24 protein-coding genes and 1 pseudogene are annotated in these 24,840 nt (G+C 55.3%); 13 read left to right on the top strand and 12 right to left on the bottom strand.

Features of this window, described 5'->3' with window-relative positions; translation table 11 throughout:
• The first annotated feature begins 45 nt into the window (after positions 1 to 45).
• The 6 genes from RMS95_RS13330 to waaF all read left to right on the top strand — a co-directional run bounded on the left by RMS95_RS13330 (position 46) and on the right by waaF (position 7,034).
• The gene (locus RMS95_RS13330; RefSeq protein ID WP_310646689.1) at positions 46 to 2,754 is read left to right on the top strand and encodes a response regulator; all 2,709 of its coding nucleotides are present in this window, start codon (positions 46 to 48) and stop codon (positions 2,752 to 2,754) included.
• 76 nt (positions 2,755 to 2,830) lie between these two features.
• Complete coding sequence (radA, locus tag RMS95_RS13325; RefSeq protein WP_310646688.1) at positions 2,831 to 4,207, top strand: DNA repair protein RadA; 1,377 nt, start codon at positions 2,831 to 2,833, stop codon at positions 4,205 to 4,207.
• A 63-nt stretch (positions 4,208 to 4,270) separates the two neighbouring features.
• Positions 4,271 to 4,705, top strand: coding sequence for a glycerate kinase (locus tag RMS95_RS13320; RefSeq protein WP_310646687.1), 435 nt, complete (start codon positions 4,271 to 4,273; stop codon positions 4,703 to 4,705).
• Positions 4,706 to 4,790: 85 nt separating this feature from the next.
• Positions 4,791 to 5,732, top strand: coding sequence for a branched-chain amino acid transaminase (locus RMS95_RS13315; RefSeq protein WP_310646686.1), 942 nt, complete (start codon positions 4,791 to 4,793; stop codon positions 5,730 to 5,732).
• Positions 5,733 to 5,764: 32 nt separating this feature from the next.
• Entirely contained in the window at positions 5,765 to 5,968 is a 204-nt protein-coding gene (locus RMS95_RS13310; protein ID WP_310646685.1) for a zinc-finger domain-containing protein, read from the top strand.
• On the top strand, positions 5,952 to 7,034 hold the full coding sequence (gene waaF, locus RMS95_RS13305) for a lipopolysaccharide heptosyltransferase II (RefSeq protein WP_310646684.1): 1,083 nt from the start codon (positions 5,952 to 5,954) through the stop codon (positions 7,032 to 7,034). Before RMS95_RS13310 ends, waaF begins: the two co-directional genes overlap by 17 nt.
• Before the next feature lie 10 nt (positions 7,035 to 7,044).
• Here waaF and RMS95_RS13300 read toward each other — a convergent pair whose 3' ends face one another.
• The 3 genes from RMS95_RS13300 to RMS95_RS13290 all read right to left on the bottom strand — a co-directional run bounded on the left by RMS95_RS13300 (position 7,045) and on the right by RMS95_RS13290 (position 10,474).
• Positions 7,045 to 8,280 (bottom strand): ATP-binding protein, encoded by a 1,236-nt coding sequence (locus RMS95_RS13300; RefSeq protein WP_310646683.1) that lies wholly within the window; start codon positions 8,278 to 8,280, stop codon positions 7,045 to 7,047.
• Positions 8,281 to 8,284: 4 nt separating this feature from the next.
• Positions 8,285 to 9,019 (bottom strand): response regulator transcription factor, encoded by a 735-nt coding sequence (locus tag RMS95_RS13295; RefSeq protein WP_310646682.1) that lies wholly within the window; start codon positions 9,017 to 9,019, stop codon positions 8,285 to 8,287.
• Between the two features lie 69 nt (positions 9,020 to 9,088).
• Positions 9,089 to 10,474 carry an AmpG family muropeptide MFS transporter gene (locus RMS95_RS13290; RefSeq protein WP_310646681.1) on the bottom strand — a complete coding sequence of 462 codons (1,386 nt, stop codon included), beginning with the start codon at positions 10,472 to 10,474 and terminating at the stop codon, positions 9,089 to 9,091.
• 35 nt (positions 10,475 to 10,509) lie between these two features.
• Here RMS95_RS13290 and RMS95_RS13285 point away from each other — a divergent pair, with 35 nt between their 5' ends.
• A complete protein-coding gene (locus RMS95_RS13285) occupies positions 10,510 to 11,343 on the top strand; it encodes a M48 family metallopeptidase (protein WP_310646680.1) in 834 nt (277 codons plus the stop codon).
• Positions 11,344 to 11,359: 16 nt separating this feature from the next.
• On the opposite strand, the gene RMS95_RS13280 is transcribed toward RMS95_RS13285, so the two are convergent.
• The 4 genes from RMS95_RS13280 to RMS95_RS13265 are packed head-to-tail and all read right to left on the bottom strand — an operon-like array spanning position 11,360 to position 14,254.
• Positions 11,360 to 12,028 (bottom strand): DUF1345 domain-containing protein, encoded by a 669-nt coding sequence (locus RMS95_RS13280; RefSeq protein WP_310646679.1) that lies wholly within the window; start codon positions 12,026 to 12,028, stop codon positions 11,360 to 11,362.
• Positions 12,029 to 12,035: 7 nt separating this feature from the next.
• Complete coding sequence (locus tag RMS95_RS13275) at positions 12,036 to 12,674, bottom strand: MBL fold metallo-hydrolase (protein ID WP_310646678.1); 639 nt, start codon at positions 12,672 to 12,674, stop codon at positions 12,036 to 12,038.
• A gap of 10 nt (positions 12,675 to 12,684) precedes the next feature.
• The gene (locus RMS95_RS13270; RefSeq protein ID WP_310646677.1) at positions 12,685 to 13,467 is read right to left on the bottom strand and encodes a MipA/OmpV family protein; all 783 of its coding nucleotides are present in this window, start codon (positions 13,465 to 13,467) and stop codon (positions 12,685 to 12,687) included.
• Positions 13,460 to 14,254, bottom strand: a complete 795-nt coding sequence (locus RMS95_RS13265; protein WP_310646676.1) for a DUF4118 domain-containing protein — start codon at positions 14,252 to 14,254, stop codon at positions 13,460 to 13,462. The genes RMS95_RS13270 and RMS95_RS13265 overlap by 8 nt, the downstream gene beginning before the upstream one ends.
• On the opposite strand from RMS95_RS13265, the gene RMS95_RS13260 reads away from it, so the two are divergent.
• Positions 14,253 to 15,128 (top strand): alpha/beta fold hydrolase, encoded by an 876-nt coding sequence (locus RMS95_RS13260; RefSeq protein ID WP_310646675.1) that lies wholly within the window; start codon positions 14,253 to 14,255, stop codon positions 15,126 to 15,128. The two genes, RMS95_RS13265 and RMS95_RS13260, sit on opposite strands and share 2 nt — an antisense overlap.
• A gap of 38 nt (positions 15,129 to 15,166) precedes the next feature.
• On the opposite strand, the gene feoB is transcribed toward RMS95_RS13260, so the two are convergent.
• The gene (gene feoB / locus RMS95_RS13255; RefSeq protein ID WP_310646674.1) at positions 15,167 to 16,921 is read right to left on the bottom strand and encodes a ferrous iron transport protein B; all 1,755 of its coding nucleotides are present in this window, start codon (positions 16,919 to 16,921) and stop codon (positions 15,167 to 15,169) included.
• A gap of 12 nt (positions 16,922 to 16,933) precedes the next feature.
• On the bottom strand, positions 16,934 to 17,218 hold the full coding sequence (locus RMS95_RS13250) for a FeoA family protein (RefSeq protein WP_310646673.1): 285 nt from the start codon (positions 17,216 to 17,218) through the stop codon (positions 16,934 to 16,936).
• A gap of 184 nt (positions 17,219 to 17,402) precedes the next feature.
• Here RMS95_RS13250 and RMS95_RS13245 point away from each other — a divergent pair, with 184 nt between their 5' ends.
• Genes RMS95_RS13245 through RMS95_RS13225 form a run of 5 tightly spaced genes read left to right on the top strand, consistent with a single transcriptional unit; the run spans position 17,403 to position 21,707 of the window.
• Positions 17,403 to 18,485 carry a cytochrome c peroxidase gene (locus tag RMS95_RS13245; protein ID WP_310646672.1) on the top strand — a complete coding sequence of 361 codons (1,083 nt, stop codon included), beginning with the start codon at positions 17,403 to 17,405 and terminating at the stop codon, positions 18,483 to 18,485.
• Positions 18,486 to 18,499: 14 nt separating this feature from the next.
• Positions 18,500 to 19,840: a hypothetical protein gene (locus tag RMS95_RS13240; RefSeq protein WP_310646671.1), complete on the top strand. Its 1,341-nt coding sequence runs from the start codon at positions 18,500 to 18,502 to the stop codon at positions 19,838 to 19,840.
• Between the two features lie 10 nt (positions 19,841 to 19,850).
• Positions 19,851 to 20,420, top strand: a complete 570-nt coding sequence (locus RMS95_RS13235; RefSeq protein ID WP_310646670.1) for an FMN-binding protein — start codon at positions 19,851 to 19,853, stop codon at positions 20,418 to 20,420.
• 7 nt (positions 20,421 to 20,427) lie between these two features.
• Positions 20,428 to 21,249, top strand: coding sequence for an FAD:protein FMN transferase (locus RMS95_RS13230; RefSeq protein ID WP_310646669.1), 822 nt, complete (start codon positions 20,428 to 20,430; stop codon positions 21,247 to 21,249).
• A complete protein-coding gene (locus tag RMS95_RS13225; protein WP_310646668.1) occupies positions 21,246 to 21,707 on the top strand; it encodes a hypothetical protein in 462 nt (153 codons plus the stop codon). Before RMS95_RS13230 ends, RMS95_RS13225 begins: the two co-directional genes overlap by 4 nt.
• A 235-nt stretch (positions 21,708 to 21,942) precedes the next feature.
• Here the strand turns inward: RMS95_RS13225 and RMS95_RS13220 are convergent, their stop codons facing one another.
• The 3 genes and pseudogenes from RMS95_RS13220 to RMS95_RS13210 form a co-directional block, all read right to left on the bottom strand.
• Positions 21,943 to 23,433, bottom strand: coding sequence for a HAMP domain-containing sensor histidine kinase (locus tag RMS95_RS13220; protein WP_310646667.1), 1,491 nt, complete (start codon positions 23,431 to 23,433; stop codon positions 21,943 to 21,945).
• A 139-nt stretch (positions 23,434 to 23,572) separates the two neighbouring features.
• Positions 23,573 to 24,013, bottom strand: coding sequence for a helix-turn-helix domain-containing protein (locus RMS95_RS13215; protein WP_310646666.1), 441 nt, complete (start codon positions 24,011 to 24,013; stop codon positions 23,573 to 23,575).
• A gap of 696 nt (positions 24,014 to 24,709) precedes the next feature.
• Positions 24,710 to 24,840: pseudogene (locus tag RMS95_RS13210) on the bottom strand (IS30 family transposase); the annotation flags it as partial.

The following is a 24,840-nucleotide window of genomic DNA, read 5'->3' as shown; positions in this document are numbered from 1 at the left end:
CCACCTATTGGGTGCATGGGCTTTGCCGCGTAGACCGCCACACCCATGAAAAATCTGAGTATCAAGCTCCAGTTGTCATTGACCGCCCTGGCCATGGGATTTGTGCTCCTGTTGGCGCAACTGGGGCTTCAGTTTTATGTGTTGCGCAGCGATATTGTTCAACGCATTGAAAAGCATGAGTTCGCACAACTGACCGAGTTTGCGTCTCACTTGGACGACAAGCTCCAAGAGAGCATGAGCATGTTGTCGACGGTCGCGTTGAACGCGCCGGTCAAAGACATGAGCGATTTGGTCAAGTTGGAAAGTTTTTTGCAACGTGAACATGCGTTGCTGACGGTGTTTGATGACCTCTATGTGTTTGACGCCAGCGGTGTTTTGTTGGTCGATTGGCCCATGAAGCCCGGGCGTCGAACGCTGGACATGTCTTCGCGTGACTACATCAAGGGTGTCATCGACACCCGCGAGGCCGTGATTTCCAGCCCCATTTTGGGCAAAGCGACCAAGCAACCGATTGTGGTTGTAGCTGCCCCCATCTTTGACCAAAACAACCAGTTGGTCGGCATCATGGGCGGGGTGTTGAACTTGTTCAAAGCCAATTTGTTGGGTGCCATTGCCAATCAGAGAAACGGCAAAGACGGCTATTACTACTTGGTCACAAAAGATCGCATCCGTATTTCGCACCCTGACCCCAGTTTGATTTTGAAAGTCATTCCGCCCGGCAGTGTCAACCGGCCACTTGAGAACGCATTTGCGGGTTTTGAGGGCACGCAAGAGGGCACAACGGCGCGTGGGCTGAAGGGCTTGTTTACCTTCAAGCAACTCGAAACCACGGGCTGGATCATGGCATCGGTCATCCCGTCAGCCGAGGCGTTTGCACCCATCAACGAGTTGTACGTCAAGATGGCTTTGGTCACGTTCTTGTTGATGCTGACCTTGGCGCCTTTGATGTGGGGCGTGATTTCTCGTTTGATCTTGCCATTGGGGCAGCTTGCCAAAGCCATGTTTGACACGGCCACGCGCATGCGTGAAGGCGAAATGGTGGCGCCTATTCCCGAAGTTGGCGGTAAAGAAATCAAGTCGGTGGTGAATGCTTTCAATGAGTTTGTCGATGCCCGAATTCATGCCGAAAGCGAGCTGTTGTTGGCCCGCGATGCCGCGCAAGCGGCCAACACGTCTAAGGGGCATTTCTTGGCCAATATGAGCCATGAAATTCGCACGCCCATGAATGGCATCTTGGGCATGACCGAGCTGTGCTTGCAAACCCAAATGACGGCGGAGCAACGCAGCTATTTAGAAATGGTGTCGCTGTCGGCCAATTCTTTGCTTGCGGTGATCAACGATATTTTGGATTTTTCCAAAATTGAAGCGCAAAAACTCCACTTAGATCCGCATGAGTTTTCACTGCATGCCTTGCTGCGCCAAGCCACGCGAACCTTGTCGCTGCGAGCGACTGAAAAAGAGTTGGAGTTGTTGTGTGATTTGGCGCCCGATGTGCCCGACCAAGTGGTGGGCGATCCTTTGCGCTTGCAACAAATCATCACCAATTTGCTGGGCAACGCCATCAAATTCACGGCCAAGGGCGAAATCATGCTCAAGGTGGCCTGTATGAAAAATCCACCGAATGACGAAGGTGTTTGGTTGGAAATTCAGATCAAAGACACGGGCATCGGCATTCCAAACGACAAGCAAGCCCTGATTTTTGATGTGTTCACGCAAGCCGATTCGAGTACCGCTCGCCGTTTTGGAGGCTCGGGCTTGGGCCTAGCCATCAGCCGCAATTTGGTGCAACTCATGGGCGGTGACATTTCGGTGGCCAGCAAGTTGGGGCAAGGCAGCAACTTCAGTTTCAACATCCAATTGCAACGCGTCAGCAGCGCACAGTCTCAACAACATCGGGTGCCTGCGGATTTGGCTGGGCAGATGGTTTTGGTGGTCGATGACAACGCCAGCAGCCGTTTGGTGCTGACGAAGCGTCTGACGTGTGCGGGCATGCATGCCGTGGCGTGCGACAGCGCGTCACATGCTTTGCACAGTCCGCAACTGGCTCAAGCGCGGTTTGTGATGATTGATGTGAACATGCCCGATATCGACGGCTACGCGTTTGCCGCCCAACTGCGCCAGACGCGAACGTCTGAGCAGCTGCAGATCATCATGTTGGGTTCTTTGAGTGAGCAGCTGGGGCAAGACGAGTTGGATCGGTTGGACATCCAAGGCTTTTTGGTCAAGCCGGTGGATTCGCAAGAGCTGGTGGCGGTGCTGAGTCAGTCCAACGCGCTGTGTAACGGCCCTGAGGCGACGCCTGCGTCTACGTCGGCCGGTACGTCAGATGAGACGGTGCCTGTGCAAACCAAGCGTGTCTTGCTGGCAGAAGACACGCCGATCAACCAAACCTTGCAAACCATTTTGCTCAACCGCATGGGCTATGAAGTCACCATCGCCAACAACGGATTGGAGGCTGTTGAGGCGTATCGAGGGGGTGAGTTCGATTTGATTTTGATGGACATTCAAATGCCCGAAATGGGCGGGTTGGAGGCCGCGCAGATCATTCGTGATTTGGAGGTGGGGCATCAAAAACCACGCACGGCCATCATTGCCGTGACCGCCAATGCGCTCAAAGGTGACCGCGAGCACTACATCGCTTCGGGTGTCGACGGGTATGTGTCTAAGCCGATTTCGTTTGATGCGCTCAAATTCGAAATTGACGGGGTGATGGCGGCGACGCCGGCCAAGACTTCCGCCGAAGTGCCCGCCTAAGCCGCGCAGACACCGTTGTTTCTGGACCTCGTTTTGGCGAACGAGGCGCGTGGCAATCAGGCACACTTGAGTCCTTATGGCCAAAGAAAAAACACATTACATCTGCACCGAGTGTGGCGGTACCAGTCCGAAATGGCTGGGCAAATGCCCCAGTTGCACCGCTTGGAACACCTTGGTCGAGAGCGTGGTGGATGCCACCGGCCCCACCAAAAACCGTTACGCGGGCATGGCCGCACTCGCACCCAGCGCCGAAGTGGCCACGCTGTCCGACATTGAGGCCGCCGAAGTGCCCCGCACGCCTACAGGTCAAGAAGAGCTGGACCGCGTTTTAGGTGGCGGCATGGTCGAAGGCGGTGTGGTGCTGATTGGCGGCGACCCGGGCATTGGTAAATCCACCTTGTTGTTGCAGGCGATGGATGGCTTGCAGCGCAGCGGCATGCGCACCTTGTATGTGACGGGCGAAGAGTCGGCTGCGCAAGTGGCCCTGCGCTCGCGTCGTTTGGGGTTGGACCACAGCCAAGTGCAGGTGCTGGCTGAAACCTTGCTCGAAAAAGTATTGGCTACGGTGGACAAACTGCAGCCATCGATTGTGGTGATGGACTCCATCCAAACCGTGTATTCCGACCAACTCACCAGCGCCCCCGGTTCGGTGGCGCAGGTGCGCGAATGCGCGGCGCATTTGACGCGCATGGCCAAGTCGACCGGTACCGCCGTGGTGTTGGTGGGCCACGTCACCAAAGAGGGCGCGTTGGCGGGGCCGCGCGTGTTGGAGCACATGGTCGACACCGTGTTGTACTTTGAAGGCGACACACACTCCACTTACCGCTTGGTGCGCGCGATCAAAAACCGTTTTGGGGCGGTCAACGAGATTGGCGTCTTCGCCATGACAGAAAAGGGCCTGAAGGGCGTCACCAACCCCAGCGCCATCTTTTTGAGCCAACACACCGAGCCGGTGCCCGGCAGTTGTGTGCTGGTCACACTCGAAGGCACGCGACCGATGCTGGTGGAGATTCAAGCCCTGGTCGACAGCGGTGGCCCTTCGCCGCGGCGTTTGAGCGTGGGTTTGGACCGCGACCGTTTGGCCATGTTGTTGGCCGTGTTGCACCGCCACGCGGGCGTGGCGTGCATGGACCAAGACGTGTTTGTCAACGCTGTAGGTGGCGTGCGCATCAGCGAGCCAGCGGCTGATTTGGCCGTTTTGCTGGCGATTCAAAGCAGTTTGCGTGGCAAACCGTTGCCGCAAGGTTTCATTGCGTTTGGCGAAGTCGGGTTGGCGGGCGAAGTGCGCCCTGCACCACGCGGGCAAGAGCGCCTGAAAGAAGCCGCCAAACTGGGTTTTACCGTGGCCTTGATCCCCAAAGCCAATGCACCCAAAAAACCGATTGAGGGCATGACCGTGCATGCGGTCGAGCGCGTGGACGAAGCCATCCACTTGGTGCGCTCGTTGAGCTAAGGCGACAGCGTCATACGTAGAAGCCGGGGCGTTGATGCCTCTGAGCCTGAGACAATTCAAACCATGAAGAACTATCAAAAATTTCTCGTGCCCATCGGCGCTGTGGGGCTCACCGCTTGGGCGTGGCAAACCAGTGGCTGGATAGGCGTGTTCATGGTGTTCACGGGCGGCGTGATGTGGTTGCTGATGTATTTCACCCGTTTGGTGCAAATTTTGAAGCGAGCGAACAACCGCCCCATTGGTTTTGTGGACAGCGCGGTCATGCTCAACGCCAAGCTCAAGCCTGGCATGAGCCTGATGCACATCGTGGCCATGACGCGTGCTTTGGGCCAGCTCGAGACCGAAAAAGATGCCCAACCTGAAATTTTCAGCTGGCGCGATGGCAGCCAATCGGTGGTGCGGTGCACCTTGGTGAGCGGCAAGCTGCAAAGCTGGACGCTGGATCGCCCGTTCCAAGCCGAAGATGTCGAGCCCACCACGGTGGCCGCCAACGATTGACCGTCAGCCAAACCCCTTGGCTGGCTCGCTAAAATGAGCGATCAGCCAAATTGGCGACCCCACTTACAAGTCCAAAGGAAACCCCATGAGCGTCGTGATTCCCTCTTCCATGTCTGACCGTGACGGCAAAATCTGGATGGACGGCCAGATGGTCGACTGGCGCGATGCCAAGATCCACGTCTTGAGCCACACCCTGCACTACGGTTGCGGTGCCTTCGAAGGCGTGCGCGCTTACAAAACCGAGCAAGGCACGGCGATCTTCCGTTTGCAAGAGCACACCGACCGCCTGTTCAACAGCGCCAAGATCTTGCGCATGGCCATTCCCTTCACCAAAGACCAGGTCAACGAAGCCCAACGCGCTGTCGTGCGTGAGAACAATCTAGAAAGCGGTTACATCCGCCCCCTGACTTGGATTGGCGACAAAAAGCTGGGCGTCAGCCCCAAAGGCAACACCATCCACTTGATGGTCGCTGCATGGACTTGGGGTGCCTACCTCGGTGAAGAAGGCATGAAGCGCGGCATCCGCGTCAAGACTTCGAGCTACACCCGCCATCACGTCAACATCACCATGACGCAAGCCAAGGCGGTCAGCAACTACACCAACTCCATCTTGGCCAACATGGAAGTGACCGACGAAGGTTACGACGAAGCCTTGTTGCTCGACACCTCAGGCTTTGTGTCTGAAGGTGCTGGCGAAAACATCTTTGTGGTCAAAGACGGCGTGATCTACACCCCTGACTTGTCGGCTGGCGCTTTGAACGGCATCACCCGCAACACCGTGTTCCACATCGCCAAAGATTTGGGCCTCGAGATTGTGCAAAAGCGCATCACCCGCGACGAGGTGTACATCGCTGACGAAGCGTTCTTCACCGGTACCGCCGCTGAAGTGACCCCAATTCGTGAACTCGACCGCATCCAATTGGGTGAAGGCAGCCGCGGCCCGATCACTGAAAAAATTCAAACGGCGTTCTTTGACATCGTCAACGGCCGCAATCCGAAGTACGCCCATTGGTTGACCCAGGTCTAAGCGGCCAAGTCTCAGCTTTCGCAGGAACAAAAATGAGCCACACAGTTGAACTCTTAGCCAGCGACCTCAATGGTCAAGGCGGCGTGTTTTGCCCCAACCCCAAAGCTGACATGAAGCTTTGGAATAGCCACCCCAAGGTTTACTTGGATGTGGCCTCAACCGGCGAAGCCAAGTGCCCTTATTGCGGCACCGTGTACAAACTCAAAGCCGGCGAACACGTTGGCGGGCACCATTAAAAAAGCACTGGCCAAAAACGCGCTGATCATCGCGCCCCAATGGATTGGGGATGCCGTGATGACAGAGCCTTTGCTGCGCCGCTTGGCCGCGCGCGGTGAGCGCCTCACCGTCGCTGCGCTGCCTTGGATTGCACCGGTCTACCGCGCTATGCCAGGCGTGGCCGAGGTGATCGAGATGCCGTTCAAACACGGCGGTTTGCAGCTCAAAGGCCGTTGGAAGCTGGCCCGCCAGCTGCGCGGTCGCTTTGAGGCGGCCTATGTTTGCCCCAATTCGCTCAAAAGTGCGCTGATTCCTTGGTTGGCAGGCATTCCCAGGCGCATGGGTTACACCGGTGAAATGCGCTTTGGTTTGTTGACCGATCGACTCGACAACCCCCAACTCGAAGAGCGTCCTCCGATGGTGGAGTGGTACGCCGCGCTGAGTTTGATGGGCCAGACCTATGCTGAGCCTGAGCTGCCCATGAAGTTGACGGGCGACCTGCGCCCCGTCCTCAAAATGCCGCCGCAGTTGATGGACCAAGCGCTGGAAGAGTTGAGCCGCATCCCTAGCTTGCCCGTGTTGGCGCGCAACAGCTATGTGGTGTTTGCACCGGGTGCGGAGTACGGGCCTGCCAAGCGTTGGCCTGCCAAACACTTTGCCGAATTGGCGATCAAAATTGATCGCCCCGTGTTGGTGTTGGGTTCCGCCAAAGAGCACGACATTGCCGAAGAGATCACCCGCATTGCCAACGCGCAGCAGCCGGGCCATTGCCACAACTTGGCGGGCAATACCAATTTGGTGCAAGCGTTTGCCTTGATTGCCAACGCGCACCGTGTGGTCAGCAACGACTCCGGTTTGATGCATGTGGCCGCCGCCTTTGGTGTGCCACAGGTGGCGGTGTACGGTTCGTCCAGTCCCGAACACACCCCGCCTTTGAACGACCGCGCACGCGTGGTGTGGCTGCGTGTCGACCCCAATTACCAGCCCCCGTTGGCTTGCGCACCTTGCTATGAGCGCACCTGCCCGTTGGGCCACATGCGTTGCTTGGAAGACGTCTCGGCCGAGCGCGTTTACAAGCTGCTTTGAGTCGCGCGGCTTAGGCCGGCAGCATCACCACAAAGTTGGCCCCGCCGCCTGCGCGGTCTTCGCAAGTCACATCCCCGCCGTGGCGTTGCACGATGGACCTGACCAATGACAGGCCCAAACCCACGCCGCCTTCGCGTTCGCTGGCGCCGGGCAAGCGGTAAAACGGTTCAAAAATGCGTTCACGCAAATCCACCGGCACGCCGGGGCCGCGGTCGGCCACATTCAATCGCAGCCAAGATTTGCCGTCACGCGTGACGCGCGTCAGTCCGACTTGAATGTCGGAGGTGCCGTAGCGTCGTGCGTTTTCTAGCAAGTTGCGCAGCATGCGGCGCAGCAGTTTGGCCACCCCTGGCACGCTCAGGCTTTGCGGGTGCTCGCCCAAATCCAACGTGGCGTTGAAGCGGGCGCATTCTTCGCTCGCCAACCCAGTGAGGTCGACTTGTTCGATGGTGCCCACGTCCACTTCTTTGGCGTCGAGGCGGCTGGCGAGCAAGATTTCGTCAATCAACTGATCGAGCTCGCCCACGCTGCGCGAGATTTCGGCCTTCATGGCGGGTGAGGGCGTGTCGCCCATCAGCTCGAGGCCCATGCGGATGCGGGTGAGTGGCGAGCGCAGCTCATGCGAGGCATTGGCCAGCAACGATTTGTGCGACGTGACCAATTGCTCCACTTGTGCCGCCGCATGGTTGAAGCGCTGGGCGAGGTAGCTCACTTCGTCGTTGCCTTCTTCCGCCACGCGTGCCGATAAGTTACCCGTGCCCCATTGCTCGACGCCCTTTTGCAAATGCTCCAAGCGCCGCGTGAGTCGACGCACGATCGGGTAGGTGCCCAGCGCCACGGCCAAGCCCACGAGGCCGAGCGTCCAGAAAAAACCATAAGGCGGACGGCTCCAAAAGCTGCGCGGTGGGCGTGGCAAATGGATGTGCATCAATTCCCCGTTGTGCATGCGCACCATGAACTCAGGCCCTGTGCCAAAGTGCCCTGGAGGATGCGGCATATCGGGTGGTGGCAAGGGCGGGGCTTCTAGTGGCAGGCCATCAGGCGGGCGAAGCCGTGCTTGGCCTTGACCGACCAAGTCGCCTGCGACGTTGCGCACCACCACTTCGCGCAAAGGCGGTTCGGCCGTCATGCGCATGATCCAACCCGCCAGTAGGGTGAGCATGGCAACGGCCAACACCACGGCAAACCAAAGGCGAACGTACAAAGGCAGGCGCAGCGCACGATTTGACGTGGACGAAGAGGGCATAGGTTCAGTCTTGTTGTTTGGCAAAGACGTAGCCCACGCCGCGTACGGTCAAGATACGTTTGGGGGCTTTGGCGTCGTCTTCAATGGCGGCGCGGATGCGGCCCATGTGCACGTCGATGGAGCGGTCGAAAGCTTCGAGTTCACGGCCCCGAACCGCCTCCATGATTTGATCGCGGGTGAGCACACGCCCCGCGCGTTCGGCCAACACCCACAGCAAGTCAAATTGGTAAGACGTGAGTTCGCAGGCTTGGCCTTGCACGGTGACCAAGCGCGCATCGCGGTCCAGCTCCAGCGAGCCGAACTTGAGCTGTTGGTGCGCCGAGGCGGGCGCACCGCCTGCTGACTCGTTGGGCCCGTGGCGACGCAGCACCGCACGGATTCGGGCCAGCAACTCTCGCGGTTCAAAGGGCTTGGGCAGGTAGTCGTCCGCGCCGATTTCTAGGCCAACGATGCGGTCCATCGGGTCGCCTTTGGCGGTCAACATCAGCACTGGTGTTTGTGCCAAATGGCCGGGCAGGCCACGGATGCGGCGGCAGACTTCCAAGCCGTCGATGTCGGGCAGCATCAAGTCGAGCAGCACCAGAGAAATGGGGGGGCTTTGGTTGCCGGCTTCTTGCAGCAGACGCAGCCCCGCCAAACCGTTGGCGGCATGCTGCACGTCAAAGCCGGACTGCCGCAGGTATTCGCCCACCATGTGGGCCAAGCGGTGGTCGTCTTCAATCAATAAAAGTGTGTTCATGGTCCTTTGATCATGCGGTGCGAACCAGAGCCCGAACTTATCTGTTTCGTAAAGACGGCGTAAACGCTGTCAATCATCCTTGGCATGAAGGCGCTCTTGGATGGGCAATATCCGCGACGCCAGCCACACCAGCAGCAACACGGGTGCGCCTAGCCAAGCCGTGCTGGTGAAAAAGGCGGCATAGCCGTGTGCGTCCACATACACGCCTGAAAACCCTGCCAGCCATTTGGGCGCAAGCAGCATCATGGAGCTGAACAAGGCGTATTGCGTGGCCGAGTAATTGACGTTGGTCAGGCTCGACAAATAGGCAATGAATGCCGCCGAGGCAATGCCGCTGGCCAAGTTGTCGGCAGAAATGACCCAAACCAAGGCCGTCAAATCATGGCCGCGTGTGGCCAACCACGCGAACAGCAGGTTGGTCAGCGCGCTCAACACCGCGCCAAGCATCAGGATGCGCATCACCCCTAAACGCATGGACAGCACGCCACCGATGAAGGCACCCAGCAGCGTCATGACCACGCCAAACACTTTGGTCACGGCGGCCACTTCGTCTTTGGTGTAACCCATGTCCACGTAAAACGGGTTGGCCATGATGCCCATCACCACGTCGCTGATGCGGTAGATGGCGATCAGCCCCAAGATGATGGCGGCTTGCCAGCGGTAGCGATCGATGAAGTCGGCAAACGGCGCCACCAAGGCACTTTGCAACCACTCGCGGGCGTTGCGTGCGGGCGCCATAGGCTGTTGTGCCGGTTCGGGCGACAGCAGTACCGTCAACACGCCCAAGCTCATGGAAGCCGCCATTGTCAAATACGCGGCTTGCCATGCTGCGTGTTGGTAGGCCGTGTTGGCCTCAGGGCCGGTGGCAGCGCGGGCGGCGATCCACAACACACCCGCACCCGCCCAAATCATGGCAAGGCGGTAGCCGGTTTGGTAGGTGGCAGCGAGCGCGGCTTGGTGCTGAGCATCGGCAGATTCGATGCGAAATGCATCGAGCGCAATGTCTTGCGTGGCTGAGCCAACAGCCACCAGCAAGGCGCACCACACCACGGGTTCGAGCGCTTGTTGTGGGTCCAGCAACGCCATGCCCACCAAGCCACTCACCACCAGCGCCTGTGCCAACAGCAACCAGCTGCGGCGTCGACCCAGCCAATGCGTGAGCAACGGCAGTGGCAAGCGGTCGACCAAGGGCGACCACACCCATTTGAAACCGTAGGCCAAACCGACCCAACTTAAAAAACCAATGGTGCTGCGGTCAATGCCAGCTTCGCGCAGTCTGAAACTGAGCGTTCCCAAAACCAACAAAAGTGGCAAACCTGCCGAAAACCCCAAACACAACATGCGCCAAGACGCAGGTTCCAAATACACCTTGAACGCGGCCAACCAACTGGGCGTTTGCGGTGTGGATTTATCGGTTGACGTCGTGTCAGCGGGCTGACTTGTTGTATCGTTCATGTCTCTATTTTCAGGCTTTCAAGCAGAGACTTTTCATGCTCACCAAACGTGCGTTTCTTTATGGTTGTGTTGGCTGTGCCTGTGGCCTCGGTTCGGGCGCCCTGTTGGCGCGTGATGGCGTGGAGGTGGGCAAAGAATCGGCGTTTGCCAGCTTGGTGCCTGCGGGAGAGGTGGAGCAATCGGCGCGTCAACAATATGGTCAGATGTTGAAAGAAGCGGCCAGCAAAAATGCGCTCGGCCCCGATGACCACCCCCAAGTGCAGCGCTTGCGCCGCATTGCCAAAGAGCTGATTCCGCACAGTTACGAATGGAACCCCCGCGCCCGCGAGTGGAAGTGGGAAGTGAACTTGATCGGCTCGAACCAGATCAACGCGTTTTGCATGCCCGGCGGCAAGATCGCGTTCTACACCGGCATCTTGAACCAACTCAAACTCACGGACGATGAAGTCGCGATGGTGATGGGCCATGAAATTGCCCACGCTTTGCGTGAGCACGCCCGCGAGCGTATGGGCAAGGCCACTGCCACCAATGGCTTGGCGGCGATTGGCAGCACGGTGGCGTCGGTGTTTTTTGGCGTCAATCCGCAACTCACCGATTTGGTGGCCAAGCAAGGTGCCGGTCTGCTGAATCTGAAGTTCAGCCGCGACGATGAAACCGAGGCCGATTTGGTGGGTATGGAGTTGGCGGCTCGCGCAGGGTTTGACCCCCGTTCGGGCGTGACCTTGTGGCAAAAAATGAGCGATGCCAACAAAGGTGCGCCGCCTCAGTGGCTCAGCACCCACCCATCGGGCAATTCACGAATTCAAGAAATTCAGGCCAACTTGCCCAAGGTCTTGCCACTGTACGAACGCGGTAAAAACGGGCAGTGACGAATGCACGTTGGGTTCAGAGCAGCCCCGACGCGATGTTGATGGTCAGCGCGACGAGCGTGGTGTTAAAGAAAAACGCCAATACGCAGTGCACCAAGCCAATGCGCCTTAAATTGCGGCTGCTGAAGCCCACATCCGCGGTTTGACCCGAGGTGCCAATGACGCAGGCCACGTACAAGAAATCGCCATAGTCCGGCGCATGCCCGCCGGGGAATTCCAGTCCGCCAGCGATGTTGTCGTGATGGGCCATGTAGTACTCGTGTGCGTAGTGCAACGCAAACATCACTTGCGTGAACGACCACGTGGTGAACACCGTGAGCGCCACCAACACCATGTGAGCCAGTTTCGATTCGCCATACAGTTGCCTCGCCAATGACAGCTCGGCCACGATGCCCGCCAAAGAAAACAAGGCAGCCAAGATCACGAGGCAGAGCACCAAAAACCGGCCGTTGTTTTGTTTGAGCGCTCGGCTTCGCATGCGCTCATGCGTGGCGGCAAACATCATGTGTGCGACCAGCAGCAAATACAGCAGGGTGCCTAAATTCCAAGCCACGATGGCGCGTGTGATTTCAGGCAAATCCCACTGTGTCGGCAGTAGCGCGTAGCTGCCCAAGCCCATCGCAATGGCGATCAAAAATCGAGGACGAACCAGAAAGGCGTGGGCGATGGCTGGCAGTCGCATCATGCGGCTTTCAGGTCCCACCCACGTACGGGTTGCTGCGACGCTCGCGTCCGAAGGTGCTTTCAGGGCCGTGGCCAGGAATGAAGACCGTGTCGTCTCCCATCGGCCAGAGGCGCTGGGTGATGCTGTTGATCAAATCGTCGTGGTTGCCTTGTGGAAAGTCTGTCCGGCCAATGCTGCCTGCGAAGAGCACATCGCCCACAAAGGCGCGTTTGATTTCGGGTGAGTAAAACACCACATGGCCGGGCGTGTGGCCGGGGCAGTGGCGCACCTGCAGCGTGTGTTTGCTCAACGTGACGGTGTCGCCGTCTTGTAACCAACGTGTGGGTGTGAACGCGCGTGAGGGCGGGAAGCCATAGTTCGCGGCGGCTTGCGCCAAGCCATCAATCCAAAATTGATCGCCCGAGTGCGGGCCGACGATGGGCAGTTTCAGGTGCTCGGCTAAGTCGGCCGTGCCGCCCGCATGGTCGATGTGCGCATGGGTGATCCAGATTTGTTCGAGTGTGACGCCCAGTTGCTTGCACGCGCCGAGCAGCAGTTCTAAGTCGCCGCCGGGGTCGATGATGGCGCCTTTCATCGTCTCATCGTCCCAGACGATGGAGCAGTTTTGTTGGAAGGGCGTGACAGGAACGGTTTCGTAGTGCAGCATGAGGAAGGCTTCAGTCGAGATTGAAACGTTGATTGAGTACAACGGTTGATAGGGATTGAACTTTGTGGTCCAGCAAAGGGCTGTGCATCAGCAGCGCGGATGCTGAGGATTTACCGTAACCCACGATGACATCGATGTTTTTGTCGGGTTCGATGAGCATGCCGACTTGACGGTTGCTGTACAGCAACCCAGAGGATGTCGCCGTATACGGCGTGTATCCAGAGAGGGGGGCTTGATTGGCATTCACCCCGTAGTATTTTTGAATATACGGTTGACTCGCCCAGCTTCGGGAGACGTCGGCAAACACATTGACGCGGTGGATCAAGGGCAGACCGAGCGTGAGGCCCCATTGCCCCAATGCACCTTGTGATTCGCGCAAGGCACTTCCGTAATTGGCATAAAGGGTGACCGCGTCTTTGATGGGTTGCCATTCTCCCCATACATAGGCCATACCCGCCCCCGCCACGTTACCCATGCCTGCATAACGCGCATCGGCAGACGCCTTGCGACCCATCATGTAATTGAGCGAAACACCTGATTTAACTTGGTCCTCGCGTACCAACCATACGCCCACACCGTTTTGGATGCTGGCAAATCCTGTGGCGTTTTCGTAGACCACGTTCAGTGTTGGGTCGTTTTTGTAGTTGATGAGAACGCCGTTGATCAAGGATTGGTTCGTTCGGGTGAACCCATAGGTTGCTTCGAATTTGTCGGGCTGTCGCGCTACATCGGCGTCGCTGTTGGCCGAGATGAGCAAGCAAATCGATGCAACAAGCCAAGCCTGTTTAACCATAGGTTGCCTCTTTCGCCAGGCGCACAATCTTGAGCGGTTTGTTCATGAAGAGGTTGCTCTCTACGATGACGGCATGTGTTGTGTGGGCGGGGTCGTGTGAAAAACGCAGTGATAGTTTTTGGGGCGATGGCGCATGGCTCGCGTCGAGCGCGGCTTGCAATGGCGCTGCATCATCAGGGTGTACCAAGGTTTGCCATTCATCTTGGGCCAGCAGGTATGTTGGGCTGTGGGCCAGCGCAAGAAACAGTGGCTCAAGCCGGACGTTGGCCGCCCCATACTTGAGCAGCACGATTTCATCGAAGCTGGTCAAAATCCCTTCAAGAATGGCCCATGATTGATTTTGTTTTTTAGCAAAATACAAACGATCGTTTTCGCGCTGCAATGAAATCTTGTGCCGTGATTTCATGATTTTCACGACCATGTTGCGCGAATAGGCGGTGCGTTGCAGTTGTTCAATCACGTAAATTGCAATCACAGCCACCGAGGCGAATGTGAAAAACTGAATCAGGTCAGTTGTCGAGATGGGGCCAAACTGAACGTAGGGTCGAATGAAGAAATAATTGCCAACCAGCACGCTGATCAAAACGCCGATCAGCGCCAGTTGGTAGCCAAAAAAGTAGGCAATGAAGAGGCATGCTACGATGAAAAAATGGAACGGCGCATAAGGCTCGATATAGGAATGCAGCAGCATTCGTGCGACGAACGCCATGCCTAAAAGCAGCAGGGAATACACCGCTGATTGCGTGAGCGAATAACTGACCCAAGATTTGGAATTTTTAATACGCATGAGTGATTCACTGAAGCTGCAAGAAGACATCAACCTCGTTGCGGGTGATCATTGCGTGTTGATGTTACATGGCTTGGGTGCCAGTCCTTTAGAACTGGCGCGGCTTGCCAAAGACCTGCACGGTGAAGGCTTTTCTGTTTTCGCGCCAAACATCCCTAACTACAGCTTTGGTTCAGAGTGTGGCACTTGGGGGCAATGGATTGAGCATGTACAAGACGTACTTTGGGCGTTACAAAAGAAATACAAAACTGTTTCTGTCGTAGGTTTGTCGATGGGCGCGACCTTGGCCATGGTGATTGCTCAACGCGAGCAGGTCACATGCTTGGTGCTGCTGTCGACGGCGCTGGCTTACGATGGATGGGCCATTCCTTGGTACAGCTTTTTGTTGAACTTTTCCAGATGGGTGCCGTTCGCCAGTCGTTATCGTTATGCCGAGGCTGAGCCATTTGGTGTGAAAAATCCAGAGATGCGTGCCATGATCAAACGCGCTTTGGCGAAGGACCACATTTCCGAAGTGGGGGCTGATGCGCTGTCTTTTGGCTATGTGTCACAGGGCAAACTTCTGATCAAAGAAGCCCGAGCGCAGGTGCGGTCTGTTGATTGCCCCGTGCTCTTTATTCACGCCGCAGACGACGAGACCGTGCACATGCGCAATGCCGAATGGGCCTATGACAGCGTCTCATCCAAGGAGAAAGAGTTCGTTTGTCTGGGTGATAGCTACCACATGATTACCGTAGACAACGAACGCGAAACCGTCAATCAGGAGACGATTCGATTTTTAAAAAAAGCGGTGAACCTCTCAACCGATGAGCCGGCATTTGATGTTGCAACGGTTCAGTCGGCAGAATTGCGCCGTGCATTGCGCAAACGATGACAAGAGGCCTCACGGCCATCTTGTTGTTCTGCTGTGAATTAAAGAAATGCCATGGCTGTTTGGTAGAACGCAAAGCTCACCAGCCACGCCATCACCAAGGGCCACGCCAGCGATAGGGCCGTGAATTTCAGGCTTTTCGTTTCGTTGCGAATGGTTGCAATGGCGGACACGCAGGGTGTGTAGATCAAAACAAACAGCATGAAGCTGTAGGCCTGAATCCACGTGATGTGCTCTGTGATGGCGTGCACCAAGGCCGTACCCTCTTGGCCGTAAATGATGGCCAAGGCACCAATGACGATTTCTTTGGCGATGAATCCAAACAGCAGTGCAATCGTCAACTCGGCGTTGATGCCAATCGGGCGAAGCAGGGGCTGCAGGAAATGCCCCATTTGTCCGGCCCATGAGTCAAGGCTACCGGGTTCAACGCCTTGGGGGAAGTTGGTCAGAATCCAAATCATCACCACGCCCAGCACGATGAAGCGCGTGGCACGGTGCAAAAAGTGTCTCACTTCTTGCCAGCCAGAGATCGCCATCTGACGAACCGTTGGGAAGCGATAAGGGGGCATTTCGAGCACGAAAGCGTCGTTGTTCACATACGCCCGCTTGAACACGAGCGAGGTCACGATGGCCATCAAGATGCTCATGATGTAGAGCGAAAACAGCACCCAAGGTGCTTGCTCTGCGGTGAAGAGTGCGGCAATGAAGAACACAAAAACCTGCATCCTCGCCGAGCACAAAGAAAACGGAATGGTCAGCATGGTCAAGTACCGCAGACCTCTTGAGCGAATCACGCGCGTGCCCATCAACGCGGGGACGTTGCAGCCAAAGCCCATGAGCAGCATGACAAAGCTGCGCCCATCCAAGCCGAACTTGGCCATCAGCGCATCCATTAAGAATGCTGCACGCGATAAATACCCCGTGTCTTCCACAATGCCCATGAACAAAAAGAACAGCACGATGAGCGGCACAAAGCTCGCGACGGTGCCCAGACCGTTGTAGACGCCGTCCAACAGCAAACCGTGAAGCACCAAGGGCAAGTGCGCGCTCAAAGGCTCAAGTGCGACGGCCCGAAATTCTGTCAACAGCCATGTGGTGCCGTCCTGCAGAGGCTTGCCAATCGCAAAGACGCCTTGAAACAGCAACAACATGACTGCAAAAAACAGTGGGAGTCCCAGCACGGGGTGAAGCAGCACCTTGTCCAAGCGCTCGGTCAACGCGTTCGACGCTTGTGCTGGGACGCTGATGGCGGCTTGAAACGCAGCTTCGATGTTGGCCAGCGACGGGGTTTTCAAGAGCGCTTGGTCCGCGCTCAATGCTTGACGCATGGCGGGTTGCAGTCGTTCCATGCCTTGGCCATATTTCGCCGAAAGCAAGTGAATGGGGATTTGAAGTTGTCGACTCAGCGTGTCGACATCCACCGTGATGCCCATGGCGCTGGCCTCATCCACCATGTTCATCACCACAAGCACGGGAATACCTTTGGCGATGACTTGGCTGAGAAGGTTCAACTGACGCTCGTACTGCGAGGTGTTCAGTACAAAGATGATGAGGTCGGTTTTTTGGGTGTCCAAAAAGGTGGTGACCACTTTTTCGTCATCCGAGAAACCATGCAGGTCGTAAATACCCGGCAAATCCACCAACTGAACCACTTGATCGCCCAAGATCAAACGCGCATTGAGCAGCTCCACCGTCAGTCCTGGCCAGTTGCCCACTTTGGCATGTGCGCCTGTCAGTCGGTTGAAGAGGGTGGACTTGCCCGTGTTGGGCATGCCCAGTAATGCAATGCGTTTCATGTGGCGAGGGCTTTAAACAGGCGCTAAAAGAGAGGACGCAAGGCAAATGCAGCTGGCTTCTTTCAGCCGAAGGATCAACTCGCTTGTCCCGACGCGCAGGTGAATCGGGCCTCCAAACTTGGCTCTGCGAAGCACCCTCACATGCGAGCCCTCTTTCAGTCCCAAGGCGAAGAAGCGCTTTTTCAGCTCAGTGTCGACATTGATGGCCATGACGCTTCCTGACTCGCCACAGGAGAGTTTCTCCAGCGTTAAAGGACGCTGGTTTTCAGTGGAACGTGCTGCGGCAGATGAGGACATGGTGAAAATTTTAAGCGAACAATGCAAATAGGAATGATTTGCATTTAGAATTTATTTTAATCCAATCCTAAAAAACATTCCAAACACCATGTTCAGGCCTCGTCTATTCGCGTTGTTGATCTGTTCAACATTCCTTGCTTCTTGCGGAGGTGGTGGCGCCTCTACTTCGGGTTCGGCCGAGGCCATGAGTGGTGCAGCTCAGTTGGGCCAGTTGATCTTTAAAGACAAAAGCTTATCGGCTTCGGGTGTCATGGCGTGTGAAACCTGCCATGACCCGCGCATTGGCCACGCGTCCCCCTTTGACACGGCGGTGGCACCTGGGGGCTCGACAACCGCGTTGACAGAGCATGGGCTCAGAACGCCGCCTGCGATCAACTATCTCAAATTCAACGATGCATTCAAATTCGATGCCGAGGGCAAAGCGTCAGGCGGATTTTTTTGGGATGGCCGCGCCAACTCATTGGCCGAACAAGCCAAAGGCCCCTTTTTAAGTGGCGCTGAGATGGCCAATGGCACGCCTACGGCGGTCATCGACAAACTGCGCAACGCCACCTATGTTGAGCAATTCAAAAGGGTGTTTGGGGCCAACATTCTGAACGATGCAAACGCTGCTTTTGAGCGTGTGGCCTATGCGCTTGAGCGCTATCAAATTGAAGATGCAGACTTCGCGCCCTTCACCAGCAAGTTTGATGCGGTGAACCAAGGCAAGGCCACGTTCACCCCTGAAGAGTTGAGAGGTTTGACTTGGTTTAACCGCGCCGACAAAGGCAACTGTGCTGCTTGCCATCCCAGCACGAAGCCAGACAACGCACCTGCAGCCTTGTTCACCGATTTCTCGTATGACAACCTTGGATTGCCGCGCAATGCGGACATTCCGGCCAACTCCGATGCTGGTTTCTATGACAAGGGCTTGTGCGGTCCCGTGCGAACAGATTTGTCACAACGCACCCCACTGTGCGGGGCATTCAAGGTACCGAGCTTGCGCAACGTGGCACAACGCAAACGGTTCTTTCACAACGGCAAGTTCAACAACCTCACGGATGTTGTGCAGTTCTATGTCACGCGCGATACGAACCCGACGGCTTGGTATCCCTTGGATCCGCTCAATGTGTTGGTCTACAACGATTTGCCCGCTTTGGAACGCGTCAACGTGAATGTGACCGAAGGCCCCTACAACCGCAAGGGCCAAACGCCAGCGCTCAATGCGCAAGAAATAAATGATTTGATCGCCTTCCTCAGAACGCTGAGTGATGGTTACATGAATTGAAAAAGGACCTTGCCATGAAATTCAAAACAACCCTCGTCGCCACCGCTGTGATGTTGGCCTGCCAAGTGGGCCATGCGCAAACAGCACAAGAAGTCGCAGCTGAAATGCGTCAAATGCGTGAAGAATTGCGCCAACTTCGTGCCGAGCTGGATGGCTTGAAAAAGCAAAAGAATGATGCAACGGCGTCCGCCATTGCTGCACCGGTGCCGAGTTCGGCAAATGTCGAAGGCATCACAGCCGTTAAAGCGAGCGGGACTAACGACGTCGCGTCCAATCGCAACCGAGAGACGGAGTTGCCCGTGAATGCGGTGAACTTGTTTGGTTATGGCGAGCTGAATTTCACACGTCCTAGAAACAACATCGCCGCCTCAGAAGCCACAGCGCGCCGTGCCGTGCTGGGTTTTGGTTACAGGTTCAACGATCGCACACGCTTTGCGGCGGAGTTGGAAGTTGAAAACGCGGTGGTCTCTGCGGGTGACAAAGGTGAAGTGGCGTTTGAACAACTCTATGTGGAGCATGATTTCAGCGAGAGGCTGTCCGCCAAAATGGGCTTGTTCTTGTTGCCCATCGGCTACATGAACGAAACCCACGAGCCCACCCGTTATTACGGCGTCACCCGCAACTTGGTGGAAACAGCCATCATTCCCTCGACGTGGCGTGAGTTGGGTGTTGGATTTCGAGGCACACAAGACTCCGGTTTACGTTGGGATGCAGGCGTTGTCACGAGCTTTGATTTGAACAAATGGCCAACGGAGAGCGCAGAAACCAAAGCGTCTCCATTGGGCGCTATCCACCAAGAAGGACAACTGGCCAAAGCCGCATCGCTGGCCTATTACGGTGCTTTGAACTTTGATGGCATTCCTGGTGTCAATTTCGGTGGCAGTCTTTTCCAAGGCGGCATTGGACAAAAACAGGCCACCATTGCGTCGCCAAACGCATCGGTCACGTTGGCGGAGTTGCACACCAAGTGGCAGGTGGGGTCGTGGGATCTCTCCGCGCTCGCTGCGCAAGGTCGGTTCCATGATGTCAGTGCCTTCAATGCGTCGGGAAATGGTGCCAGCAACCCTGTTCCAGATCAATTTCGCGGCTGGTATGCCCAAGCTGCTTACCGTTTGTGGCGCAGTGGCGATTACAGCTTGGTGCCCTTCGCGCGCTATGAGCGTGTGAACACTGCCGTGGGCTTCTCTGGCGTCTTCCCAGGGCAGGTCTACAGCAATGGGCCTGAGAACAAGGTGGTGACCGTTGGCGCTAGCTACTATTTGCACCCTCAGGTGGTCGTCAAAATGGACGTTCAGAAATACCAAGACAACAGTGCCTTGGACCGCTTCAACATGGGCTTAGGTTTCCATTATTGAGATGAAAAATATGCAGATTGCCAACCGTCGACAAGCCTTGCAAAAAATGGGTGCCGTTGGTTTGGGGGCCACCTCGTTGATGGGCGGTCTCGCTTTTGCGACGGTTTTCATGGAGATAGAGCAAGCGCAAAAAGTGCTGCAGCCTAATGCGGATGCTTTTCAAGCATGGCCTTTGACATGGGATGAAGCCAAGCTCAATGCGATCGCGAAGGCCAGTGACACCCGGGTTCCCAGAGGTTTTCAACCCAAATGTTGGCGTGCCGTTCAAAACGACAAGACCTTAGGCTGGGTGATTGCCGACCGTGTGGTTGGTAAATACGACTTGATCGATTACGCCGCAGGCTTTGATGCCGAGGGTACGGCCTTGGGCATCGAGATTTTGGCGTACCGTGAATCACACGGTGCTGAGGTGCGGCAAACCGCGTGGCGCAAACAATTCGTCGGCAAAAAAGGTCCCGGTACGATGCGATTTGCGGATGACATACGCAACATTTCAGGAGCCACGCTTTCTTGTCAGCATGTCACGGAAGGCATGCAACGTGTGAGCGCCTTGGCCCTGATGCTGGCGAGTGGAAAGTAGGGCGCGCATGCAGATTGCGCGGGCTCGCCCACTGCTGGGGACTGTGGTTTCCATTCATGCGCACAGTTGTGCGGATCATCGTGAAGTTGTCGAGCATGTCATGGCGCAGGCGTTTTCTACCATGGCCCACATCGGTCGCGTGATGAGCGCCCACGAGGCCAGCTCTGATTTAGGAAGAATCTCAGCAGCTCGTGCCGGTGATGTACTCACGCTCGATGCACACACGGTGCATGTGCTTCGTGCGGCGCAATACTGGACACGCGTGACGGGGGGCACCTTCAATCCATGCCGTGCTGCGCAGGACTTGTCTCGTCGAGCTTTGAGACCTGGTATGACCGGTGACGCCACGGGCCGCTTGAGCGACATCCAGATACTTTCTGAGACCGAGGTCCGACTGGCTTGTCCTGTCAAATTAGATTTTGGAGGCATCGCCAAGGGTTATGCCGTTGACTGTGCTGTGGACGTTTTGCTGGCGCAGGGGGTGCGTGATGCCTTGGTGAATGCGGGGGGCGATATGCGTGCCATCGGTCAGCGAAAATGGCCGGTGGATGTGCGGCATGCGCAACAGACCTTGAGGGATGTTCGGCTGAGTCGGCATCGGTACTTGGCACAGCAAGCCATGGCGACATCGGTCGCTGGCAAACTGAACCCAGAGTTTGTTGGGTCTAGAACCCATTGCCCGCCACAGTGGCAAAGTGTGACAGTTCAAGCCGATACATGCATGGCCGCAGACGTGTTGACGAAGTGGGCCCTGCAATCGAGTTTGTTGTGCCCAAGTTTGCGGCAGGTGTTGCGCTTGAACGGTGGACGAATGTGGAGAACCCAATGAAAAAAACAAAAAATTTAGCAGGTTGGGGGCGCCCGACCTTTGGGTTGATGACGGCTGTTTGCACGCTGTTGTGGAGCACGGGTGTGGTGATGTTTGTGCTCCCCGTTTCTGAGTTGATGGACATGACCCCCTTTCAAGCCTCGATACGTCACGCCTCGGGCGTCGTGCACGGCGTGGCCACTTGGTGGTTTTGTGTCATGTGTGGCCGCGGTGTGTGGCCGCATTTGCGCGTGATGTGGCACAAACGCGCTGAAAAAACCAAATGGATATTGGGACAGGCTAATTTTGTCTTGCTGGGGTGGCTGGCGCTGAGTGGTTTGCTTTTGCTGTACGGCACTTCGGACCTGCATGAAACCTTGTCACCCCTGCATTTTTGGATAGGCGCTGCCGTTCCATTGATTTTCTTGGCCCACACATGGCGAAGGTTCGTCCCGACAGTGGGCGTTAAAAATGGATGAATGAATTGGCCGTGGACACGTCTGCCCTTGCTTTGCGTGAGCCTGTCTGGCTGTTGGGTCTGTCAAAAAGAGAAACTCAGCGCTGTCGTGCCACACGTCGAATGGCTTGGCACCAAAGTCATATTGCGTGATGTCACCAACATCACAACTGACCTGTTGTGCTTGTGGCCCAAGTCGATGCCGTGTGCCTCAACCTTTAGGCGTCAAGCCAATCGCGCCTAGAGTAAATCACATGCTAATAAATCAATGTCTCTTGCGAGAAGGGGAGCGTGACCGTGAACGTGGTGCCTGTCTCTGAGCCGGTTTCAAAATTGATCGTGCCGTGGTGAGATTCCACAATGGTTCGGCTGAGCCATAAACCGACACCCATGCCTTCGTCTTTGTTGGTACGCAGCAATTCAAAAATTGATTCGACGATCTCGGGGGCAATGCCTGAGCCGTTGTCTGTCACGCTCAGGCGTGCTTGCGTGTCGTTTAATTGCGTGCGCACGGTGATGCATTTTTGTTTTGCAAAATTGGGAGCAAATGCATCCGCCGCATTGGTGATGAGGTTGAGAAACACCTGTTGCAGTTGAGATTTATCAGCTGTGATGCGCACCGCTTCTGGATGCAATTCAACTTTCAAGGCGATGTTTTGATGGGTCAGTCTAGATTTGCAGATCAGCAACACCTCGTTCACCAACTCGTTCATGTCGAACGTCGTCACAGATTTGCGACCATTGCCAAACATGTTGCGCAACGTTTTGATGATGGTCGCAGCGCGTTGGTTGTCCTTGAACAAGTCACTCATCGCCTCTTTGATTGCATGGTCTGAATTGGCAGATGTTTGGCTGCTCAAAAAGGCTGAGTCAATCAACTCTGCATTGAGTTGCATCGCCGTGAGCGGCTGGTTCAGCTCATGCGCCAAGCTAGCGACCAAGGCGCCCATGCCCGCCGTTTTATTGAAAATGGCCAGCTGCCGAATGATTTCTTCTCGCTCTTGCAGCAGCTTCTGCAATTCAACGCTGGTTCTCCGGATGGACTCAGCCCGCTCATTGGTGACCGCCAATTCATGCGTCATCGCAAGTTTTTGACGCTCTGCAATTTCTAAAAAGATTCGCAAAAACGCAATGTTGCTCAAAGTAATGGCGGTGAACTGGCCCGCGACCATGACCCCTTGGTCCCAACTGGGCGCATAAATATCATGCATGTCGCCAATCAGGGCAACGCCAAAGGTGCGTGTGGCTAGTGTGACCGTGAAACTCAGGCCTGCCCACATCAACAATTTAGAGCCGAACGACGCTTGACGTTGATTCAGCTTTTGACCGATGCGGAAATAGTCAAAGCACAACACGGCGTAAAAGCCGTTGAACAAAAGTAAGGCTTCCCACTCGGCTTGGTGAAAATAAATCAGATAACAAAAGACGAAAAAGTAAGCTGTGTTTGCCAAGGTGTACGTGTGAAACGCTTTGCTTTGTGAGGCTGGCAACAAGTACATGCGCAGCGCCACCATGCGCCCCCAGTTGCCCAACAGCATCAAGAGTTGTGCGACATAAAAAAACATAACTTCTGGCACGCTGCCTCGCATGGCCAGCAGGATCACGGCAACGCCACTGATCAAGCCAGAGGCGCACCACAGTTTGACTTGGAAGCTTCGGTACTCCAGCAGCGCGAGCCAAATGGCGCCGTGCAGCATCAAATACACGAAGCAGATCATGAAGATGGTGGTTTGTGTATCGAGTTGCATGCGCGGCGAGTTGTTAAGTTAAATCTGTGTCTGCAACGAGTCATGCAAGGCGACAAATCGTTAACTCAAATGGTTGTTTTGTTGCGTATTTTATTAGATTAAACGTCACAAATATTTTAAGTGCTACTTAAGGTTGAGTTTATGTATGTATCAGCAAGTCATTGTCCAAATGAAATGGAGAAAGTTTGCGTAACGTGAAATAGCATTCACACGTCATGCGTTCTAGTCTCTCGCGATCCAATATTTCGGTGGTGCCACGGTTACTTTGAACGATTTCCAAATCATTCATGCTCAGGAACGCCAAACTGACAGCCTCTCGTCTGACGCCAATGGAAGAGGCTAAAAAAGCATGGGTGACAGGAATCGAATTCATTTCAAACTTATCTGAATTGGTCAAAAGCCACCGCGCCAGACGTTGATTGACGCTGTGAAACTTGTTGCAAACCGCATTTTGTGAAAGCTGATTCAAAAGATATTGGTTGGCACGCATCCAAACATCAAAAATTGCACCTCCAAGCAGTCGTTCGTAGTCTCTTTCTGGCAATGATTCAAATAGTCGATTCGATTTTGGATGTGTCATTTTTGCGAAAATTAGCAATACTTTGATAAGTATGCTGATTTATATGCAATTTGGTTTGTGTGTTGGCGCACATTCAATGATCAAAATGGCCCTATCTTGGTGCAACGTGGATCAAAGTTTGCGCTGAAAAAAGTGTCTACAGGTTTGGGAAGGAATGCCACGACAAAGTCGAACGCACGATGGTTTAGATCGTGCGTTCTTGTTTGGGGGAAGCTAAATGAGCTCAACACTCATCTGTCCCGTATCGCGCGGGCGCGTGTGAATGTGGCGGTTCTGTTAAGCGCCTTCACCCCATCGGATGTCAATTTTTGTGTCTGGAATTTTTTTTGAGGGCGGATGATTTGAGTAGGCCCAAGAAAGTAAAGCAATAGAAATCGCGCTGACGATGATGATGAGTAAGACGGACAGGGTGGAAGTGACGATTGCGAATTTCATGTAAATGCCAAATTAAAAACATGCCAAATCGTATTGGCAGCGCAGCGCTATTTCAATAACAAATGTGTACTAGAACCAATGCGTTATGGGGCAATGGTTGTTTCAATGACTTGTAAAACTGCTTGGAAACTTATGGGCTTATGTAAGACCTGCACATTCAATTTGGCAAATAAGTTGACGTGAGACGGTGAGGTATCTGCTGTCACGATGATGGCAGGAATTTCTTCGTTGTAATTTTCTCGGATTTTTTGTATGGCGGATTCAAGGACGAAGTGCAACACGCTTTAACGAGGCATGGAATACCTCGTGAGGTGTCTTGAATCCTAGTCGCTTTCTGGGGCGATGATTCAATCGGTTTTCAATCATAGTCAATTCCTCATCCGTCACGGTTT

Source organism: Limnohabitans sp. (assembly GCF_031539175.1).
GTDB lineage: Bacteria > Pseudomonadota > Gammaproteobacteria > Burkholderiales > Burkholderiaceae_C > Limnohabitans.
Note: the sequence above shows the minus strand (reverse complement) of the source record. Positions and strands in the feature narration are given on the sequence as shown.

Coding starts and splice junctions, on each gene's coding strand:
- RMS95_RS13330 (WP_310646689.1), top strand. CDS start 46: ATGAAAAATCTGAGTATCAAGCTCCAGTTGTCATTGACCGCCCTGGCC.
- radA (WP_310646688.1), top strand. CDS start 2,831: ATGGCCAAAGAAAAAACACATTACATCTGCACCGAGTGTGGCGGTACC.
- RMS95_RS13320 (WP_310646687.1), top strand. CDS start 4,271: ATGAAGAACTATCAAAAATTTCTCGTGCCCATCGGCGCTGTGGGGCTC.
- RMS95_RS13315 (WP_310646686.1), top strand. CDS start 4,791: ATGAGCGTCGTGATTCCCTCTTCCATGTCTGACCGTGACGGCAAAATC.
- RMS95_RS13310 (WP_310646685.1), top strand. CDS start 5,765: ATGAGCCACACAGTTGAACTCTTAGCCAGCGACCTCAATGGTCAAGGC.
- RMS95_RS13300 (WP_310646683.1), bottom strand. CDS start 8,280: ATGCCCTCTTCGTCCACGTCAAATCGTGCGCTGCGCCTGCCTTTGTAC.
- RMS95_RS13295 (WP_310646682.1), bottom strand. CDS start 9,019: ATGAACACACTTTTATTGATTGAAGACGACCACCGCTTGGCCCACATG.
- RMS95_RS13290 (WP_310646681.1), bottom strand. CDS start 10,474: ATGAACGATACAACAAGTCAGCCCGCTGACACGACGTCAACCGATAAA.
- RMS95_RS13285 (WP_310646680.1), top strand. CDS start 10,510: ATGCTCACCAAACGTGCGTTTCTTTATGGTTGTGTTGGCTGTGCCTGT.
- RMS95_RS13280 (WP_310646679.1), bottom strand. CDS start 12,028: ATGATGCGACTGCCAGCCATCGCCCACGCCTTTCTGGTTCGTCCTCGA.
- RMS95_RS13275 (WP_310646678.1), bottom strand. CDS start 12,674: ATGCTGCACTACGAAACCGTTCCTGTCACGCCCTTCCAACAAAACTGC.
- RMS95_RS13270 (WP_310646677.1), bottom strand. CDS start 13,467: ATGGTTAAACAGGCTTGGCTTGTTGCATCGATTTGCTTGCTCATCTCG.
- RMS95_RS13260 (WP_310646675.1), top strand. CDS start 14,253: ATGAGTGATTCACTGAAGCTGCAAGAAGACATCAACCTCGTTGCGGGT.
- RMS95_RS13265 (WP_310646676.1), bottom strand. CDS start 14,254: ATGCGTATTAAAAATTCCAAATCTTGGGTCAGTTATTCGCTCACGCAA.
- feoB (WP_310646674.1), bottom strand. CDS start 16,921: ATGAAACGCATTGCATTACTGGGCATGCCCAACACGGGCAAGTCCACC.
- RMS95_RS13250 (WP_310646673.1), bottom strand. CDS start 17,218: ATGTCCTCATCTGCCGCAGCACGTTCCACTGAAAACCAGCGTCCTTTA.
- RMS95_RS13245 (WP_310646672.1), top strand. CDS start 17,403: ATGAGTGGTGCAGCTCAGTTGGGCCAGTTGATCTTTAAAGACAAAAGC.
- RMS95_RS13240 (WP_310646671.1), top strand. CDS start 18,500: ATGAAATTCAAAACAACCCTCGTCGCCACCGCTGTGATGTTGGCCTGC.
- RMS95_RS13235 (WP_310646670.1), top strand. CDS start 19,851: ATGCAGATTGCCAACCGTCGACAAGCCTTGCAAAAAATGGGTGCCGTT.
- RMS95_RS13230 (WP_310646669.1), top strand. CDS start 20,428: ATGCAGATTGCGCGGGCTCGCCCACTGCTGGGGACTGTGGTTTCCATT.
- RMS95_RS13225 (WP_310646668.1), top strand. CDS start 21,246: ATGAAAAAAACAAAAAATTTAGCAGGTTGGGGGCGCCCGACCTTTGGG.
- RMS95_RS13220 (WP_310646667.1), bottom strand. CDS start 23,433: ATGCAACTCGATACACAAACCACCATCTTCATGATCTGCTTCGTGTAT.
- RMS95_RS13215 (WP_310646666.1), bottom strand. CDS start 24,013: ATGACACATCCAAAATCGAATCGACTATTTGAATCATTGCCAGAAAGA.